The following is a 19,337-nucleotide window of genomic DNA, read 5'->3' on the forward strand; positions in this document are numbered from 1 at the left end:
AGGGGCTGATGTCTGAATTTATTACGGTAGCTCGCCCCTACGCCAAAGCAGCTTTTGACTTTGCCGTCGAACACCAAAGTGTAGAACGCTGGCAGGACATGCTGGCGTTTGCCGCCGAGGTAACCAAAAACGAACAGATGGCAGAGCTTCTCTCTGGCGCACTGGCGCCAGAAACGCTCGCCGAGTCGTTTATCGCAGTTTGTGGTGAGCAACTGGACGAAAACGGTCAGAACCTGATTCGGGTTATGGCTGAAAATGGTCGTCTTAACGCGCTCCCGGATGTTCTGGAGCAGTTTATTCACCTGCGTGCCGTGAGTGAGGCTACCGCTGAGGTAGACGTCATTTCCGCTGCCGCACTGAGTGAACAACAGCTCGCGAAAATTTCTGCTGCGATGGAAAAACGTCTGTCACGCAAAGTTAAGCTGAATTGCAAAATCGATAAGTCTGTAATGGCAGGCGTTATCATCCGAGCGGGTGATATGGTCATTGATGGCAGCGTACGCGGTCGTCTTGAGCGCCTTGCAGACGTCTTGCAGTCTTAAGGGGACTGGAGCATGCAACTGAATTCCACCGAAATCAGCGAACTGATCAAGCAGCGCATTGCTCAGTTCAATGTTGTGAGTGAAGCTCACAACGAAGGTACTATTGTTTCTGTAAGTGACGGTGTTATCCGCATTCACGGCCTGGCCGATTGTATGCAGGGTGAAATGATCTCCCTGCCGGGTAACCGTTACGCTATCGCACTGAACCTCGAGCGCGACTCTGTAGGTGCGGTAGTTATGGGTCCGTACGCTGACCTTGCCGAAGGCATGAAAGTTAAGTGTACTGGTCGTATCCTGGAAGTTCCGGTTGGCCGTGGCCTGCTGGGTCGTGTGGTTAACACCCTGGGTGCGCCAATCGACGGTAAAGGTCCGCTGGATCACGACGGCTTCTCTGCTGTAGAAGCAATCGCTCCGGGCGTTATCGAACGTCAGTCCGTAGATCAGCCTGTACAGACTGGTTATAAAGCCGTTGACTCCATGATCCCAATCGGCCGTGGTCAGCGTGAATTGATCATCGGTGACCGTCAGACCGGTAAAACCGCACTGGCAATCGACGCGATCATCAACCAGCGCGATTCCGGTATCAAATGTATCTATGTCGCTATCGGCCAGAAAGCGTCCACCATTTCTAACGTGGTACGTAAACTGGAAGAGCACGGCGCACTGGCTAACACCATTGTTGTGGTAGCAACCGCGTCTGAATCCGCAGCACTGCAATACCTGGCACCGTATGCCGGTTGTGCAATGGGCGAATACTTCCGTGACCGTGGCGAAGATGCGCTGATCATTTACGATGACCTGTCTAAACAGGCTGTTGCTTACCGTCAGATCTCCCTGCTGCTCCGTCGTCCGCCAGGACGTGAAGCATTCCCGGGCGACGTATTCTACCTCCACTCTCGTCTGCTGGAGCGTGCTGCGCGTGTTAACGCCGAATACGTTGAAGCCTTCACCAAAGGTGAAGTGAAAGGGAAAACCGGTTCTCTGACCGCGCTGCCGATTATCGAAACTCAGGCGGGTGACGTTTCTGCGTTCGTTCCGACCAACGTAATCTCCATTACCGATGGTCAGATCTTCCTGGAAACCAACCTGTTCAACGCCGGTATTCGTCCTGCGGTTAACCCGGGTATTTCCGTATCCCGTGTTGGTGGTGCAGCACAGACCAAGATCATGAAAAAACTGTCCGGTGGTATCCGTACCGCTCTGGCACAGTATCGTGAACTTGCAGCGTTCTCTCAGTTTGCATCCGACCTTGACGATGCAACACGTAAGCAGCTTGACCACGGTCAGAAAGTAACCGAACTGCTGAAACAGAAACAGTATGCGCCGATGTCCGTAGCGCAACAGTCTCTGGTTCTGTTCGCAGCAGAACGTGGTTACCTGGCGGATGTTGAACTGTCGAAAATCGGCAGCTTCGAAGCCGCTCTGCTGGCTTACGTCGACCGTGATCACGCTCCGTTGATGCAAGAGATCAACCAGACCGGTGGCTACAACGACGAAATCGAAGGCAAGCTGAAAGGCATCCTCGATTCCTTCAAAGCAACCCAATCCTGGTAACGTCTGGCGGCTTGCCTTAGGGCAGGCCGCAAGGCATTGAGGAGAAGCTCATGGCCGGCGCAAAAGAGATACGTAGTAAGATCGCAAGCGTCCAGAACACGCAAAAGATCACTAAAGCGATGGAGATGGTCGCCGCTTCCAAAATGCGTAAATCGCAGGATCGCATGGCGGCCAGCCGTCCTTATGCAGAAACCATGCGCAAAGTGATTGGTCACCTTGCACACGGTAATCTGGAATATAAGCACCCATACCTGGAAGACCGCGACGTTAAACGCGTGGGCTACCTGGTGGTGTCGACCGACCGTGGTTTGTGCGGTGGTTTGAACATTAACCTGTTCAAAAAACTGCTGGCGGAAATGAAGACCTGGACCGACAAAGGCGTTCAATGCGACCTCGCAATGATCGGCTCGAAAGGCGTGTCGTTCTTCAACTCCGTGGGCGGCAATGTTGTTGCCCAGGTCACCGGCATGGGGGATAACCCTTCCCTGTCCGAACTGATCGGTCCGGTAAAAGTGATGTTGCAGGCCTACGATGAAGGCCGTCTGGACAAGCTTTACATTGTCAGCAACAAATTTATTAACACCATGTCTCAGGTTCCGACTATCAGCCAGCTGCTGCCGTTACCGGCGTCAGATGATGATGATCTGAAACACAAATCCTGGGATTACCTGTACGAACCCGATCCGAAGGCGTTGCTGGATACCCTGCTGCGTCGTTATGTCGAATCTCAGGTTTATCAGGGCGTGGTTGAAAACCTGGCCAGCGAGCAGGCCGCCCGTATGGTGGCGATGAAAGCCGCGACCGACAATGGCGGCAGCCTGATTAAAGAGCTGCAGTTGGTATACAACAAAGCTCGTCAGGCCAGCATTACTCAGGAACTCACCGAGATCGTCTCGGGGGCCGCCGCGGTTTAAACAGGTTATTTCGTAGAGGATTTAAGATGGCTACTGGAAAGATTGTCCAGGTAATCGGCGCCGTAGTTGACGTCGAATTCCCTCAGGATGCCGTACCGCGCGTGTACGATGCTCTTGAGGTGCAAAATGGTAATGAGCGTCTGGTGCTGGAAGTTCAGCAGCAGCTCGGCGGCGGTATCGTGCGTACCATCGCAATGGGTTCCTCCGACGGTCTGCGTCGCGGTCTGGATGTAAAAGACCTCGAACACCCGATCGAAGTCCCGGTAGGTAAAGCGACTCTGGGTCGTATCATGAACGTACTGGGCGAACCGGTCGACATGAAAGGCGAGATCGGTGAAGAAGAGCGTTGGGCGATTCACCGCGCAGCACCTTCCTACGAAGAGCTGTCAAACTCTCAGGAACTGCTGGAAACCGGTATCAAAGTTATCGACCTGATGTGTCCGTTCGCTAAGGGCGGTAAAGTTGGTCTGTTCGGTGGTGCGGGTGTAGGTAAAACCGTAAACATGATGGAGCTGATTCGTAACATCGCGATCGAGCACTCCGGTTACTCTGTGTTTGCGGGCGTAGGTGAACGTACTCGTGAGGGTAACGACTTCTACCACGAAATGACCGACTCCAACGTTATCGACAAAGTATCCCTGGTGTATGGCCAGATGAACGAGCCGCCGGGAAACCGTCTGCGCGTTGCTCTGACCGGCCTGACCATGGCTGAGAAATTCCGTGACGAAGGTCGTGACGTTCTGCTGTTTGTTGACAACATCTATCGTTACACCCTGGCCGGTACGGAAGTATCTGCACTGCTGGGTCGTATGCCTTCAGCGGTAGGTTATCAGCCGACCCTGGCGGAAGAGATGGGTGTTCTGCAGGAACGTATCACCTCCACCAAAACCGGTTCTATCACCTCCGTTCAGGCGGTATACGTACCTGCGGATGACTTGACTGACCCATCCCCAGCAACCACCTTTGCTCACCTTGACGCAACCGTGGTACTGAGCCGTCAGATCGCGTCTCTGGGTATCTACCCGGCCGTTGACCCGCTGGACTCCACCAGCCGTCAGCTGGATCCGCTGGTAGTTGGTCAGGAACACTACGACACCGCTCGTGGCGTTCAGTCCATCCTGCAACGTTATCAGGAACTGAAAGACATCATCGCCATCCTGGGTATGGATGAACTGTCTGAAGAAGACAAACTGGTGGTAGCGCGCGCTCGTAAGATCCAGCGTTTCCTGTCCCAGCCGTTCTTCGTGGCAGAAGTATTCACCGGTTCTCCGGGTAAATACGTCTCCCTGAAAGACACCATCCGTGGCTTTAAAGGCATCATGGAAGGCGAATACGATCACCTGCCGGAGCAGGCGTTCTACATGGTCGGTTCCATCGAAGAAGCAGTGGAAAAAGCCAAAAAACTTTAACGCCTTAATCGGAGGGTGATATGGCAATGACTTACCACCTGGACGTCGTCAGCGCAGAGCAACAAATGTTCTCTGGTCTGGTCGAGAAAATCCAGGTAACGGGTAGCGAAGGTGAACTGGGGATCTACCCTGGCCACGCACCGCTGCTCACCGCCATTAAGCCTGGTATGATTCGCATCGTGAAACAGCACGGTCACGAAGAGTTTATCTATCTGTCTGGCGGCATTCTTGAAGTGCAGCCTGGCAACGTGACCGTTCTGGCCGACACCGCAATTCGCGGCCAGGATCTCGACGAAGCGCGAGCCATGGAAGCGAAACGTAAGGCTGAAGAGCACATTAGCAGCTCTCACGGCGACGTAGATTACGCTCAGGCGTCTGCGGAACTGGCCAAAGCGATCGCGCAGCTGCGCGTTATCGAGTTGACCAAAAAAGCGATGTAACACCGGCTTGAAAAGCACAAAGCCAGTCTGGAAACAGGCTGGCTTTTTTATTGCGTGCGCTGCGCATATTTTCATCTGGATAGCAGTACAGCAGGATTTGTGCTGTGGTCATTCATGTTCCGCGATTAACTCTTCTTATATAAACCAGCGAAATTCTTTGCTTGTTTTCTCGTTTATTCATTGATCGAAATAAGAGCAAAAACATCATGCTGACGCTTAAATGAAGGTGCTATCTTACTTTTATGCAGACAAAAGGCGCGCCAATGGTCGAAAATGATGTTTTCGTCAGTGGGGATAATCCTTTATTGCGCAATTTATCCTCTGTCCATTTCACGATGAAAAAAATGTAGTTTTTTCAATGTGAAGCGGTTTAAATTCGTTCTCAAATTACAGTCAGGACGCGTATGTTGAATAATGCTATGAGCGTAGTGATCCTTGCAGCAGGCAAAGGCACTCGCATGTATTCTGATATTCCAAAAGTGCTGCATACCCTTGCCGGGAAAGCGATGGTTCAGCATGTCATTGATGCTGCGAATGAATTAGGCGCAGCACACGTTCACCTGGTTTACGGTCACGGTGGCGATCTGCTTAAACAGTCGCTGAAAGATGACAACCTGAACTGGGTGCTTCAGGCCGAGCAACTGGGCACCGGTCATGCAATGCAGCAGGCTGCACCTTTCTTTGCCGATGATGAAGACATTTTAATGCTCTACGGCGATGTGCCGCTGATCTCGGTCGAAACACTCCAGCGTCTGCGTGATGCAAAACCGCAGGGTGGGATTGGTCTGCTGACAGTGAAACTGGATGATCCAACCGGTTATGGTCGCATTACCCGTGAGAATGGCAAAGTTACCGGCATTGTTGAGCATAAAGATGCTACCGATGAGCAGCGTCAAATCCAGGAGATCAACACCGGTATTCTGATCGCCAACGGTGCAGATATGAAACGCTGGCTGGCGAAGCTGACCAATAATAATGCTCAGGGCGAGTACTACATCACCGACATTATTGCCCTGGCGTATCAGGAAGGACGTGAAATCGTCGCTGTACATCCGCAGCGTTTAAGCGAAGTCGAAGGTGTAAATAACCGTCTGCAACTCTCCCGTCTGGAGCGCGTTTATCAGTCCGAACAGGCAGAAAAATTGCTGCTGGCGGGAGTTATGCTGCGCGATCCGGCTCGTTTTGATCTGCGCGGTACGCTTACTCACGGGCGCGATGTTGAAATTGATACTAACGTTATCATCGAGGGTAATGTTACTCTCGGCAATCGCGTGAAAATTGGCACTGGTTGCGTGATTAAAAACAGCGTGATTGGCGATGATTGCGAAATCAGCCCATATACAGTCGTGGAAGATGCGAATCTGGCGGCGGCCTGTACCATTGGCCCGTTTGCCCGTCTGCGCCCTGGTGCAGAACTGCTGGAAGGCGCACACGTCGGTAACTTTGTTGAGATGAAAAAGGCGCGTCTGGGTAAAGGCTCGAAAGCCGGTCATCTGACTTACCTGGGCGATGCGGAAATCGGCGATAACGTTAACATCGGCGCGGGAACTATTACCTGCAACTACGACGGTGCGAATAAATTTAAAACCATTATTGGCGACGATGTATTTGTCGGTTCTGACACCCAACTTGTTGCACCGGTAACGGTTGGTAAAGGCGCAACCATTGCTGCGGGTACTACCGTAACGCGCAATGTTGGTGAAAATGCCCTGGCAATCAGCCGTGTGCCGCAGTCACAAAAAGAAGGCTGGCGTCGTCCGGTTAAGAAAAAGTAATTCTGGCTGGGTAATCCGGCCACCAGGGATGAGGAGATAACATAATCTCCCGCCCAATATGTTGTACTTATAAAAATAACCCCACTCTCTACAAGGCTCGGGGCGCCCGAAAAATCGGGTATACAGGTTGACCGACAACGATATCAATCGGAATTAAAAACTATGTGTGGAATTGTTGGCGCGATCGCGCAACGTGATGTAGCTGAAATCCTTCTTGAAGGCTTACGTCGTCTGGAATACCGTGGTTATGACTCTGCCGGTTTGGCAGTCGTCGATGCAAACGGAAATATGACCCGCTTGCGTCGTCTCGGTAAAGTACAGATGCTGGCCCAGGCAGCGGAAGAACATCCTCTGCATGGTGGCACCGGTATTGCTCACACCCGCTGGGCGACTCACGGAGAACCTTCAGAAGCGAATGCGCATCCGCATGTTTCTGAACACATTGTGGTGGTGCATAACGGCATCATCGAAAACCATGAACCGCTGCGCGAAGAGTTAAAAGCGCGTGGCTATACCTTCGTTTCTGAAACCGACACAGAAGTGATTGCTCACCTGGTGAACTGGGAACTGAAACAGGGCGGCACTCTGCGTGAGGCCGTTCTGCGCGCTATCCCTCAACTGCGTGGCGCTTACGGTACGGTTATCATGGACACCCGCAACCCGGATACTTTGCTGGCGGCTCGTTCCGGTAGCCCGCTGGTTATCGGCCTCGGTATGGGCGAAAACTTTATCGCTTCTGACCAGTTGGCACTATTGCCGGTGACCCGCCGTTTTATCTTCCTTGAAGAGGGCGATATTGCGGAAATCACTCGCCGTTCGGTAAACATCTTCGATAAATCTGGCGCGGAAGTAAAACGTCAGGATATCGAATCCAATCTGCAATATGACGCGGGCGATAAAGGTATTTACCGCCACTACATGCAGAAAGAGATCTACGAACAGCCTAACGCGATCAAAAACACTCTCGCCGGACGTATTAACCACGGTCAGGTTGATCTAAGCGAGCTGGGCCCGAATGCCGATGAACTGCTGTCGAAGGTTGAGCATATTCAGATCCTCGCCTGTGGCACTTCTTACAATTCTGGTATGGTTTCCCGCTACTGGTTTGAATCGCTGGCAGGCATTCCGTGCGACGTCGAAATCGCCTCTGAATTCCGCTATCGCAAATCAGCCGTGCGTCGTAACAGTCTGATGATCACTCTGTCGCAGTCCGGTGAAACGGCAGATACCCTGGCTGGCCTGCGTCTGTCGAAAGAGCTGGGTTACCTTGGTTCGCTGGCAATCTGTAACGTTCCTGGTTCTTCTCTGGTGCGTGAATCCGATCTGGCGCTGATGACCAATGCCGGTACTGAAATTGGCGTGGCATCTACCAAAGCCTTTACCACTCAGCTAACTGTGCTGTTGATGCTGGTGGCAAAATTGTCTCGACTGAAAGGTCTGGATGCCTCCATTGAACATGACATCGTGCATGGTCTGCAGGCGCTGCCGAGTCGTATTGAGCAGATGCTGTCTCAGGACAAACGTATTGAAGCTCTGGCAGAAGATTTCTCTGACAAACATCACGCACTGTTCCTGGGCCGTGGCGATCAGTATCCCATCGCGCTGGAAGGCGCATTGAAGCTGAAAGAGATCTCTTATATTCACGCTGAAGCCTACGCTGCGGGTGAACTGAAACACGGTCCGCTGGCGTTGATTGACGCCGATATGCCGGTTATCGTCGTCGCGCCGAATAACGAACTGTTGGAAAAACTGAAATCCAACATTGAAGAAGTTCGCGCGCGTGGCGGTCAGTTGTACGTCTTTGCCGATCAGGACGCAGGTTTTGTAAGTAGCGATAATATGCACATCATCGAGATGCCGCATGTGGAAGAAGTGATTGCCCCAATCTTCTACACCGTTCCGCTGCAACTGCTGGCGTACCATGTCGCGCTGATCAAAGGCACCGATGTTGACCAGCCGCGTAACCTGGCGAAATCGGTTACGGTTGAGTAATTCTAACCGTTAAGTAAGTAAGGGCTGCCAGCGGGTGGCCCTTTTTCATATTTATTTCCAATAAATTTTCCATTTAGATAACTAAATAAATATATTCTGAATTTTTACCAATGTCCGTTTACGAACTTGATTTACTATTATTTGAATAATATTTATATAATAAATTTATATTCTCCGATTGATTTATAGATATTAATTTAGCTAAACCTGTGTCATTGATGTAATATGTTTGCGAATCATAAATACACTTATTAATATAAGTGATGGTTCGGGTTGAAGGATATATTATATCAATGGAGTTTTTATGAAACGTAATATTATTGGTGGTGCATTCACGCTGGCATCTTTAATGCTGGCCGGACATGCACTCGCAGAGGATGGTGTTGTTCACTTTGTTGGTGAAATTGTTGACAGTAGTTGTGAAGTTACCTCCGATACAGCAGATCAAACTGTTCCTCTTGGAAAAGTCAGTAAAAATGCATTTTCAGGCGTAGGTAGCATGGCATCGCCACAGCAGTTTAGTATTAAACTGGAGAAATGCCCGGCAACGTACACTCAGGCTGCGGTTCGTTTTGATGGTACAGAAGCACCTGGCGGCGATGGCGATCTGAAAGTGGGTACTCCGACTACAGCTGCCGATCCGGGTGATTATACCGGCACCGGGGCAGCGATTGTGGCCACTGGTGTTGGTATCCGTATCTTTAACCAGGCTGACAACTCTCAGGTCAAACTTTATAACGACTCAGCTTATACCACTATCGATGGTAACGGCACTGCGGAAATGAAATTTATTGCACGCTATGTTGCAACAAATGCAGTCGTAACGGCGGGTACAGCGAACGCCGATTCACAATTTACTATCGAATATAAGAAATAATTTATCAGAGCCTTTTTATTCAGTTGGCTTTGGCCAGGGAGTTATTATGTCCAGAAAAAGTTGTTTAATCAGGCTCTTTAAAACAACCCTTTGGTACAAATTATTTATCGCGATTATGTTAAGCCTTTTTTTAGGCCAGCCAGCATTAACCTATGCAGGCGTTGTCATTGGCGGTACGCGGGTTGTTTACATAAGTAATAATGCAGATAAATCTATTTCTGTATTCAGCAAGGAAGAGAAGATCCCTTATCTCATCCAGTCATGGGTGGATCCGTTTAATAAAGATGATAAAAGTAAAGCGCCCTTTACTGTTATACCTCCTGTATCCCGACTTGAACCCGGACAAGAAAAAGTATTACGTATTCTTCACACGAAGGGAATGTCATTACCCGACGACCGTGAATCCGTCTTCTGGCTGAATATCAAAAATATTCCGCCTGCAGCAACCAATAAAGCGGCTAACTCTTTGGAAATTGCTGTTAAAACGCGTATCAAGCTGTTCTGGCGACCAGCAACTATTCGACTTATTCCTGAAGATGCAGCGCCTAAGGTTAAGTGGCGCCGTGAAGGCAAAAATCTGATTGCTGAAAATCCAAACCCGATTCATATCAGTGTGATGGATGTCATTGTTGATGGCCATGATGTGCCTCTCAATATGATCCGTCCTTTCGAAACGCTCTCTTTACCGTTGCCTGCCAATTCTGCGGGTAACCAAATGACCTGGCGATTCATAAATGATTATGGCGCGATAAGCGAACCGCTAAAAAACGCACTGTAAGCATGGCATAAGGATAGGCGTATTATGGTTACGACCAGAATAGCGGTTGGCCTGATGGCAGGGACGTGTCTGATATTCTCACATAGTCTGATGGCCCAGGTCAGCGTATTTAACCCGGCGCTACTGGAAATCGACCATCAATCCGGGGTCGACATTCGTCAGTTTAACCGGGCAAATATGATGCCTCCCGGCGTTTATAGCGTTGATATTTTTATCAACGGTAAAATGTTTGAACGTCAGGATGTGACATTTGTTCAGGATAATCCCGATGCTGATTTACACGCCTGCTTTGTCGCTATAAAAAAAACGCTGATCTCCTTTGGCGTAAAAGTTGATGCACTGAAATCGCTCAATGATGTGGATGAAACGGTCTGTATTGATCCTGAGCCACGCATTGAAGGCTCATCCTGGCAACTGGACAGCGATAAACTGCAACTGAATATCTCCATTCCCCAAATCTACATGGACGCGATGGCCTACGATTACATAAGCCCTACGCGTTGGGATGAGGGGATTAATGCGCTCACTATCAACTACGATTTTTCCGGTTCACATACCCTGCGTTCTGATTATGGTTCTCAGGAGACGAATACCAGCTATCTCAACCTGCGCAACGGACTGAATATTGGGCCGTGGCGATTACGCAATTACAGTACTTTAAACACAACCGATGGTCGTGCGGATTACAACTCTATAAGCACCTGGATACAACGTAATATTGCCGCGTTACGAAGCCAGATTATGATCGGCGATACGTGGACGGCGAGCGATATTTTCGACAGCACGCAAATCCGTGGCGCACGTCTTTATACCGATAACGATATGTTGCCTGCCAGCCAGAATGGATTTGCCCCTGTGGTGCGTGGCATTGCCAAGTCCAACGCCACGGTCATCATTCGTCAAAGTGGTTATGTGATTTACCAGTCTGCCGTTCCACTAGGTGCCTTTGAAATTACTGACCTGAACACTGCCAGTTCAGGGGGAGATTTGGACGTAACTATCAAGGAAGAAGATGGTAGCGAACAACGATTCACCCAACCTTACGCCACTTTGGCAATCCTTAAGCGTGAAGGTCAAACAGATGTCGATATCAGTGTGGGTGAATTACGCGATGAAGATGGATTTATGCCAGATGTCATCCAGGCGCAGATCCTTCATGGCCTGCCGCATGGGTTTACGTTGTATGGTGGTTTACAGGCTACCGAGAATTATGGTTCAGCAGCGTTAGGGATGGGTAAAGATCTTGGTTCTCTGGGTGCTATCTCGTTCGATGTGACTCATGCGCGTGCAAAATTTAGTCATGATGATACGGAAACCGGACAGTCCTATCGCTTTCTGTATTCGAAACGTTTTGATGATACGGACACCAGTTTGCGTCTGGTTGGCTATCGTTATTCCACTGAAGGCTACTATACCCTCAACGAATGGGCGTCACGGAGCAACAGTCCTGACGATTTCTGGCAAACCGGTAACCGCCGCAGTCGTGTGGAAGGAACGCTAACGCAGTCGCTGGGAAGAGATTACGGCAACGTATACCTGACATTAAGTCGTCAGCAGTACTGGCATACCGATGATGTCGAGCGATTAATGCAATTTGGCTACAGCAGTAGCTGGAAGCGTCTCTCGTGGAATATCTCCTGGAGTTATTCCAATACCGCTCGTCAGGGGACGAGTAATAATTATGCCAGTGATAACAGCAGTGAGCAGATCTACATGCTCTCTTTATCTGTGCCTTTATCTGGCTGGTGGGGGAATAGTTACGCCACATATTCCGTTTCACAAAATGATAATTCCGGCAGTTCACATCAAGTAGGGATAAGCGGAACAGCCCTGGAAAAAAATAATCTGTCCTGGAATTTAATGCAGTCTTATAACAGCCACGATGATGAAGTTGGCGGGAATATGTCACTGTCTTATGACGGCACCTACGGTTCGCTGAACGGCAGTTATAATTACAGCCAAAATTCCCAGCGACTCAATTACGGTATTAAGGGCGGTATTCTGGCGCACAGCGAAGGGGTAACGTTAAGTCAGGAGTTAGGTGAAACCATCGCGCTGGTTAAAGCACCAGGCGCAGCCGGGCTGGAAATTGATAATATGCGCGGTGCCGCAACGGACTGGCGTGGCTACACGGTCAAGACACAACTAAATCCATATGATGAAAACCGAGTGGCAATCAGTGATAACTATTTCTCGAAAGCAAATGTCGAGCTTGATAATACCGTCGTGACGATGATTCCGACGCGTGGCGCTGTGGTTAAAGCAGAGTTTGTTACGCATGTGGGTTACCGTGTTTTATTCAGAGTCATGAATGTAAAAGGTAAGCCAGCACCATTTGGCGCGATGGCATCAGTACAAAGCGCGTCCTCTGCAAACTCAGGGATTGTGGGGGAGCATGGCGAGCTTTATCTCTCGGGGCTTCCTGAAAAGGGACAAGTAACATTATCCTGGGGCGAAAATGCGACCACAAAATGTACCTTCGATTACACTCTCTCATTACCTGCAAGTGAAAGTGGATTAATTGAGCAAGACGTGACATGTCATTAAAAGGATTTTTATGAACAAGAATATTATACGATGGTGGTTGGCGATTCTTATTGTCTCTTTTAGTGGCACAATACTAGCTGCGCCTAAAGGTATCTGTACTCCAGATAATGGGGTTTTCCATAGTACGCTTAATTTTTCAGGCTATCTTATTACAGCGAACCAGAACAGAGTAGGTACGATATTTAACACCACGGTGAGTAATGGTGGCTCTTATCCAGGTCGCTGTCATTGTGATACGGGGCCTTTAGATCGATTCTCCTTTATTTACTACACAGCCAGAATCAATGATGCCTTAAGCTTTGCTGGTGTTCACTCAGGCTTGAATTATTATAATCTTAATCCGAATCTCGATGTGGGTATTGCAATTGATATTCTCGGAGTAGGAATGGTTAATGCACCGTTTGACTATCAGCCTAATAAGCCTTCTAACAGTTATGATTGTGGCCGTATTTCCCCCTTGAATATTTCCAGCGGTGCAAGAGCACAAATTTATTTTTATATCAAAAAAACCTTTGTGGGAAAGTTAATTATTCCTGAAACAAAGATATCTACGTTGTATGGAACCATAAGTCGTGATACGCCGGTTGATTATTCTCAACCGATGGCTGATGTTTACATTCACGGTGATATCACTGCGGCACAAACTTGCGAAATTAATAATTTACAACCGGTTTATTTTGATTTTAAAGAAATACCCGCCGCAGATTTTTCCTCTGTTACCGGGAGTGCGGTAACAACGCATAAAATCACTAAAACCGTCACTATTGAGTGTGAAAACATGGGGTTACTGAATACAGACGATATCACCACATCATTTTATGCTACTGAATCCAGTACGGATAATTCTATGGTTGTAACGTCAAACCCCAACGTGGGGGTAAAAATATACGATAAAAATAATAAGGAAATCAAAGTAAACGGAGGCGAATTGTCGACAGATATGGGCAAAACAACCGTCTATGGAGAGAAAGCTGGCAACGTCACTTTTTCTGCCGCACCTGCAAGCCTCACTGGAGCTCGCCCTGCGCCAGGAACATTTACCGCGACTGCAACCATAACAATTGAGATTGTTCGCTAACCGAACTGACAGCGGTGCTCCTCACACCGTTGTCATTTTACGCATTTTTGACTGTATATTTTCATCCGACATGACAAAACGACGACATCGCTTTCCTTTTTTTCTTCAAATAAATTAAATACTTAAATAATAATCCTGATTTGTCATAAAACTGTCATAAACCTTACATATAACTGTCACCTGTTTGTCCTATTTTGCTTCTCGTAGCCAACAAACAATGCTTTATGAATCCTCCCAGGAGACATTATGAAAGTTATGCGTACCACCGTCGCAACTGTTGTCGCCGCGACCTTATCGATGAGTGCTTTCTCTGTATTTGCAGAAGCAAGCCTGACAGGTGCGGGTGCAACCTTCCCTGCGCCGGTGTATGCCAAATGGGCTGACACTTACCAGAAAGAAACCGGTAATAAAGTTAACTACCAGGGTATCGGTTCTTCCGGTGGCGTAAAACAGATTATCGCCAATACCGTTGATTTCGGTGCTTCAGACGCGCCGCTGTCTGACGAAAAACTGGCTCAGGAAGGTCTTTTCCAGTTCCCGACCGTGATTGGCGGCGTGGTGCTGGCGGTTAACCTGCCGGGTCTGAAATCCGGTGAACTGGTGCTGGATGGTAAAACCCTCGGCGACATCTACTTGGGCAAAATTAAAAAGTGGGATGATGAAGCCATCGCCAAACTGAATCCGGGTCTGAAACTGCCTTCACAGAACATTGCCGTAGTACGCCGCGCAGATGGCTCCGGTACTTCCTTCGTCTTCACCAGCTACCTGGCGAAAGTGAACGAAGAGTGGAAAAACAGCGTTGGTACTGGCTCTACCGTAAAATGGCCGATCGGTCTGGGCGGTAAAGGTAACGACGGTATCGCCGCGTTCGTTCAGCGTCTGCCGGGTGCGATTGGTTACGTTGAATATGCTTACGCTAAGCAGAATAACCTGGCGTACACCAAACTGATCTCCGCCGACGGTAAACCGGTCAGTCCGACCGAAGAAAACTTCGCCAATGCGGCAAAAGGCGCAGACTGGAGCAAAACCTTCGCTCAGGATCTGACCAACCAGAAAGGCGAAGATGCATGGCCGATCACCTCTACCACGTTCATACTGATCCACAAAGATCAGAAGAAACCAGAACAAGGCACAGAAGTGCTGAAGTTCTTCGACTGGGCATACAAAACCGGGGCTAAACAGGCTAACGACCTTGATTACGCCAGCCTGCCGGAGAGCGTTGTAGAACAGGTTCGCGCTGCGTGGAAGACCAATATTAAAGACAGTAGCGGTAAGCCGCTGTACTAATAAAACACCATGCCGGATAAGGTCTTTACGTCGTATCCGGCATTACAAAATGACTTTGTAAACGCGTTTAACTGAAGAGTAACTTATGGCTGCAACCAAGCCTGCTTTTAACCCACCGGGTAAAAAGGGCGACATAATTTTCAGCGTGCTGGTAAAACTGGCGGCGCTGATTGTGCTATTGATGTTGGGTGGCATTATTGTCTCTCTGATCATCTCCTCCTGGCCGAGCATTCAGAAATTTGGTCTGGCTTTCCTGTGGACCAAAGAGTGGGATGCGCCGAACGATATCTACGGGGCGCTGGTGCCGATCTACGGTACGCTGGTGACCTCGTTTATCGCGCTGCTGATCGCCGTTCCGGTGAGTTTCGGTATCGCCCTGTTCCTGACCGAGCTTGCGCCAGGCTGGCTGAAACGCCCGCTGGGGATCGCCATTGAGCTGCTGGCAGCCATTCCAAGTATCGTTTACGGCATGTGGGGCCTGTTTATCTTCGCGCCGCTGTTTGCCGTTTACTTCCAGGAGCCAGTCGGCAATATCCTGTCGAATATCCCGATTGTCGGCGCGCTGTTCTCCGGACCGGCCTTTGGTATCGGTATCCTCGCGGCAGGCGTGATCCTCGCCATCATGATCATTCCGTACATTGCGGCGGTCATGCGCGATGTGTTCGAACAGACACCTGTGATGATGAAAGAGTCGGCCTACGGTATCGGCTGCACCACCTGGGAAGTTATCTGGCGTATCGTTCTTCCGTTCACCAAAAATGGTGTTATCGGCGGCATTATGCTGGGGCTGGGGCGCGCGCTCGGTGAAACCATGGCGGTGACCTTTATCATCGGTAACACCTATCAGCTCGACAGCGCCTCGCTGTACATGCCGGGCAACAGTATCACCTCTGCGCTGGCGAACGAATTTGCGGAAGCGGAATCTGGCCTGCACGTTGCCGCACTGATGGAACTGGGCCTGATCCTGTTTGTAATTACCTTCATCGTACTGGCCGCATCGAAGTTTATGATTATGCGCCTGGCTAAGAATGAGGGGGCACGCTAATGGCTATGGTTGAAATGCAAACCACTGCGGCGCTGGCGGAATCACGCCGCAAAATGCAGGCGCGTCGCCGCCTCAAAAACCGTATTGCGCTGACGCTCTCAATGGCGACGATGGCCTTCGGCCTGTTCTGGCTGATCTGGATTTTAATGTCCACCATCACTCGCGGAATCGACGGTATGTCGCTGGCGCTGTTCACCGAAATGACGCCGCCGCCCAATACGGAAGGTGGTGGTCTGGCGAACGCCCTGGCGGGTAGCGGCCTGTTAATTTTGTGGGCCACGGTATTCGGTACGCCGCTGGGTATTATGGCGGGGATTTATCTGGCGGAGTATGGCCGTAAATCCTGGCTGGCAGAAGTGATTCGCTTTATTAACGACATTCTGCTCTCTGCACCGTCGATTGTGGTTGGTCTGTTTGTTTATACCATCGTGGTGGCGCAGATGGAGCACTTCTCCGGCTGGGCGGGCGTAATTGCGCTGGCGCTGTTGCAGGTGCCCATTGTTATCCGTACCACCGAGAACATGCTGAAACTGGTGCCGGACAGCCTGCGTGAAGCGGCTTATGCGCTGGGTACGCCGAAGTGGAAGATGATCTCCGCGATTACGCTGAAAGCGTCGGTGTCCGGGATCATGACCGGTATCCTGCTGGCGATTGCCCGTATTGCCGGTGAAACCGCGCCGCTGCTGTTTACCGCGCTCTCCAACCAGTTCTGGAGCACGGACATGATGCAGCCGATCGCCAACCTGCCGGTGACGATCTTTAAGTTTGCGATGAGCCCATTTGCGGAATGGCAGCAACTGGCCTGGGCCGGGGTATTGATCATCACCCTGTGCGTCCTGCTGCTGAACATTCTGGCGCGCGTTGTTTTTGCGAAGAATAAACACGGTTGATATTGCTGACACGGTTTTCCCCTCACCCTAACCCTCTCCCCAGAGGGGCGAGGGGACCGATCCCTTTTTGACTCTGTACACGGTTAACACTTTGTCGGATGCGGCGTGAGCGCCTTATCCGGCCTACGGTAAGCCTGATTAGCGAAGTGCATCAGGCACGATGAGGAAAAGATTGCAATGAGTATGGTTGAAACTGCCCCGAGTAAAATTCAGGTTCGTAATTTGAACTTCTACTACGGCAAATTCCATGCCCTGAAAAACATCAACCTGGATATCGCTAAAAACCAGGTTACGGCGTTTATCGGGCCGTCCGGCTGCGGTAAATCGACGCTGCTGCGTACCTTCAATAAAATGTTTGAACTGTACCCGGATCAGCGTGCGGAAGGTGAAATTCTGCTCGATGGCGACAACATTCTGACGAACACTCAGGATATCGCCCTGCTGCGTGCGAAAGTGGGCATGGTGTTCCAGAAACCGACACCGTTCCCGATGTCCATCTACGACAACATCGCTTTTGGTGTCCGTCTGTTTGAGAAGCTCTCTCGTGCCGACATGGACGAGCGCGTACAGTGGGCATTGACCAAAGCCGCATTGTGGAACGAAACCAAAGATAAATTGCACCAGAGCGGTTACTCTCTCTCTGGTGGTCAGCAACAGCGTCTGTGCATTGCGCGAGGAATCGCCATTCGCCCGGAAGTGCTGCTGCTCGACGAACCGTGTTCGGCGCTCGACCCTATCTCCACCGGGCGTATTGAAGAGCTGATCACCGAACTGAAGCAGGATTACACCGTGGTGATCGTCACCCACAACATGCAGCAGGCTGCGCGTTGTTCCGACCACACGGCATTTATGTATATGGGCGAATTGATTGAGTTCAGCAACACGGACGATCTGTTCACCAAGCCAGCGAAGAAACAAACAGAAGACTACATCACCGGTCGTTACGGTTGATTCAGGAGTGCGTTATGGACAGTCTCAATCTTAATAAACATATTTCTGGCCAGTTCAATGCCGAACTGGAAAGCATCCGCACGCAGGTGATGACCATGGGCGGTATGGTGGAGCAACAGCTTACTGATGCCATCACCGCCATGCACAACCAGGACAGCGATCTGGCGAAGCGTGTGATCGAAGGCGACAAAAACGTCAACATGATGGAAGTGGCAATCGATGAAGCCTGTGTGCGCATTATTGCTAAACGTCAGCCGACGGCGAGCGACCTGCGTCTGGTGATGGTGATCAGCAAGACCATCGCCGAACTGGAGCGTATTGGCGACGTGGCGGACAAAATCTGCCGTACTGCGCTGGAGAAATTCTCCCAGCAGCATCAGCCGTTGCTGGTAAGTCTGGAATCTCTGGGGCGTCACACAATCCAGATGCTGCATGACGTACTGGACGCGTTCGCGCGCATGGATATTGACGAAGCGGTACGAATTTATCGTGAAGATAAAAAAGTCGATCAGGAGTACGAAGGTATTGTTCGTCAGCTGATGACCTACATGATGGAAGATTCGCGCACTATTCCGAGCGTACTTACCGCGCTGTTCTGTGCGCGTTCAATCGAACGTATCGGTGACCGTTGTCAGAATATCTGTGAATATATCTTCTACTACGTGAAAGGGCAGGATTTCCGTCACGTCGGCGGCGATGAGCTGGATAAACTGCTGGCAGAGAAAGATCCGAAAGCCTCACGCTAACTGTATGCCGCATCAGGCAATCTGCGAGTACGTAATCTGACCGGTGAGATATATCACCGGTCTCTTTATTTACTGAGTGATATCCCAGCCGCGAGCCTTCCAGAGTTCCGGTAACTGTGAAAGATGGGTAAAAGTAGTGACTTTCGGATGAACGATCGGCTTATTGTGCGGGTCAGCGCAGAAGTAAAACACTTCCATACCGGCATCGATTCCTGACTGCGCACCGGCGCTGGAGTCATCAACCAGAATGCAGTTTTCAACGTTCACATTCATCGCTTTTGCCGCATGGAACATTAACGCCGGATCGGGCTTCCAGCGTTGGATATCGTAACCGCTGAACAGTTTTTCCGGGAAATAGTGCAGCATATTGAGTTTGCCAAGCGAATGTTGCATTTTGCTGACTGGGCCGTTAGAGACGACGCACATCGGCACGTTAACGCTCGCCAGCAATTCGTTAGCACCCGCAATCACCTCCAGTTCGCTGTAAGCGCTCCGTCTGTAACGTCTTGTGA

17 protein-coding genes are annotated in these 19,337 nt (G+C 50.1%); 16 read left to right on the plus strand and 1 reads right to left on the minus strand.

Features of this window, described 5'->3' with window-relative positions; all coding sequences use genetic code 11:
• Positions 1-8: 8 nt before the first annotated feature.
• The 16 genes from atpH (at position 9) to phoU (ending at position 18,825) form a co-directional block, all read left to right on the plus strand.
• On the plus strand, positions 9-542 hold the full coding sequence (atpH, locus tag EQY_RS0107530) for a F0F1 ATP synthase subunit delta (protein WP_001288587.1): 534 nt from the start codon (positions 9-11) through the stop codon (positions 540-542).
• A 12-nt stretch (positions 543-554) separates the two neighbouring features.
• Positions 555-2,096 carry a F0F1 ATP synthase subunit alpha gene (atpA, locus tag EQY_RS0107535; RefSeq protein WP_001176745.1) on the plus strand — a complete coding sequence of 514 codons (1,542 nt, stop codon included), beginning with the start codon at positions 555-557 and terminating at the stop codon, positions 2,094-2,096.
• A 50-nt stretch (positions 2,097-2,146) separates the two neighbouring features.
• Entirely contained in the window at positions 2,147-3,010 is an 864-nt protein-coding gene (atpG, locus tag EQY_RS0107540) for a F0F1 ATP synthase subunit gamma (RefSeq protein WP_000896498.1), read from the plus strand.
• A gap of 26 nt (positions 3,011-3,036) precedes the next feature.
• The gene (gene atpD / locus EQY_RS0107545) at positions 3,037-4,419 is read left to right on the plus strand and encodes a F0F1 ATP synthase subunit beta (RefSeq protein ID WP_000190506.1); all 1,383 of its coding nucleotides are present in this window, start codon (positions 3,037-3,039) and stop codon (positions 4,417-4,419) included.
• Positions 4,420-4,439: 20 nt separating this feature from the next.
• The gene (locus EQY_RS0107550) at positions 4,440-4,859 is read left to right on the plus strand and encodes a F0F1 ATP synthase subunit epsilon (RefSeq protein WP_001251965.1); all 420 of its coding nucleotides are present in this window, start codon (positions 4,440-4,442) and stop codon (positions 4,857-4,859) included.
• 404 nt (positions 4,860-5,263) lie between these two features.
• Positions 5,264-6,634: a bifunctional UDP-N-acetylglucosamine diphosphorylase/glucosamine-1-phosphate N-acetyltransferase GlmU gene (gene glmU / locus EQY_RS0107555; protein ID WP_000933711.1), complete on the plus strand. Its 1,371-nt coding sequence runs from the start codon at positions 5,264-5,266 to the stop codon at positions 6,632-6,634.
• Positions 6,635-6,796: 162 nt separating this feature from the next.
• Positions 6,797-8,626 carry a glutamine--fructose-6-phosphate transaminase (isomerizing) gene (gene glmS / locus EQY_RS0107560; protein WP_000334114.1) on the plus strand — a complete coding sequence of 610 codons (1,830 nt, stop codon included), beginning with the start codon at positions 6,797-6,799 and terminating at the stop codon, positions 8,624-8,626.
• A 304-nt stretch (positions 8,627-8,930) separates the two neighbouring features.
• Positions 8,931-9,503, plus strand: coding sequence for a long polar fimbria major subunit LpfA-O113 (gene lpfA-O113 / locus EQY_RS0107565; protein WP_000827800.1), 573 nt, complete (start codon positions 8,931-8,933; stop codon positions 9,501-9,503).
• A gap of 46 nt (positions 9,504-9,549) precedes the next feature.
• Positions 9,550-10,281 (plus strand): long polar fimbrial chaperone LpfB-O113, encoded by a 732-nt coding sequence (lpfB-O113, locus tag EQY_RS0107570; protein ID WP_000088108.1) that lies wholly within the window; start codon positions 9,550-9,552, stop codon positions 10,279-10,281.
• Positions 10,282-10,305: 24 nt separating this feature from the next.
• Positions 10,306-12,828 (plus strand): long polar fimbrial usher protein LpfC-O113, encoded by a 2,523-nt coding sequence (gene lpfC-O113 / locus EQY_RS0107575; RefSeq protein WP_000258932.1) that lies wholly within the window; start codon positions 10,306-10,308, stop codon positions 12,826-12,828.
• A gap of 10 nt (positions 12,829-12,838) precedes the next feature.
• Positions 12,839-13,906: a fimbrial protein gene (locus EQY_RS0107580; protein ID WP_001038771.1), complete on the plus strand. Its 1,068-nt coding sequence runs from the start codon at positions 12,839-12,841 to the stop codon at positions 13,904-13,906.
• Positions 13,907-14,152: 246 nt separating this feature from the next.
• The gene (pstS, locus tag EQY_RS0107585; RefSeq protein WP_000867166.1) at positions 14,153-15,193 is read left to right on the plus strand and encodes a phosphate ABC transporter substrate-binding protein PstS; all 1,041 of its coding nucleotides are present in this window, start codon (positions 14,153-14,155) and stop codon (positions 15,191-15,193) included.
• Between the two features lie 85 nt (positions 15,194-15,278).
• Positions 15,279-16,238 (plus strand): phosphate ABC transporter permease PstC, encoded by a 960-nt coding sequence (pstC, locus tag EQY_RS0107590; RefSeq protein ID WP_000741617.1) that lies wholly within the window; start codon positions 15,279-15,281, stop codon positions 16,236-16,238.
• On the plus strand, positions 16,238-17,128 hold the full coding sequence (pstA, locus tag EQY_RS0107595; protein WP_001251991.1) for a phosphate ABC transporter permease PstA: 891 nt from the start codon (positions 16,238-16,240) through the stop codon (positions 17,126-17,128). The genes pstC and pstA overlap by 1 nt, the downstream gene beginning before the upstream one ends.
• Positions 17,129-17,305: 177 nt before the next feature.
• Positions 17,306-18,079, plus strand: a complete 774-nt coding sequence (pstB, locus tag EQY_RS0107600) for a phosphate ABC transporter ATP-binding protein PstB (RefSeq protein WP_000063120.1) — start codon at positions 17,306-17,308, stop codon at positions 18,077-18,079.
• Between the two features lie 14 nt (positions 18,080-18,093).
• Positions 18,094-18,825, plus strand: coding sequence for a phosphate signaling complex protein PhoU (gene phoU, locus EQY_RS0107605; RefSeq protein ID WP_000377802.1), 732 nt, complete (start codon positions 18,094-18,096; stop codon positions 18,823-18,825).
• 69 nt (positions 18,826-18,894) lie between these two features.
• Here phoU and yieH read toward each other — a convergent pair.
• Positions 18,895-19,337 (minus strand): 6-phosphogluconate phosphatase (gene yieH, locus EQY_RS0107610; protein ID WP_000318989.1); only part of this gene is annotated, 443 nt, incomplete at its 5' end.

Origin of the sequence: Escherichia sp. TW14182 (assembly GCF_000208525.1) — a bacterium.
GTDB classification, from domain to species: Bacteria; Pseudomonadota; Gammaproteobacteria; order Enterobacterales; family Enterobacteriaceae; genus Escherichia; species Escherichia ruysiae.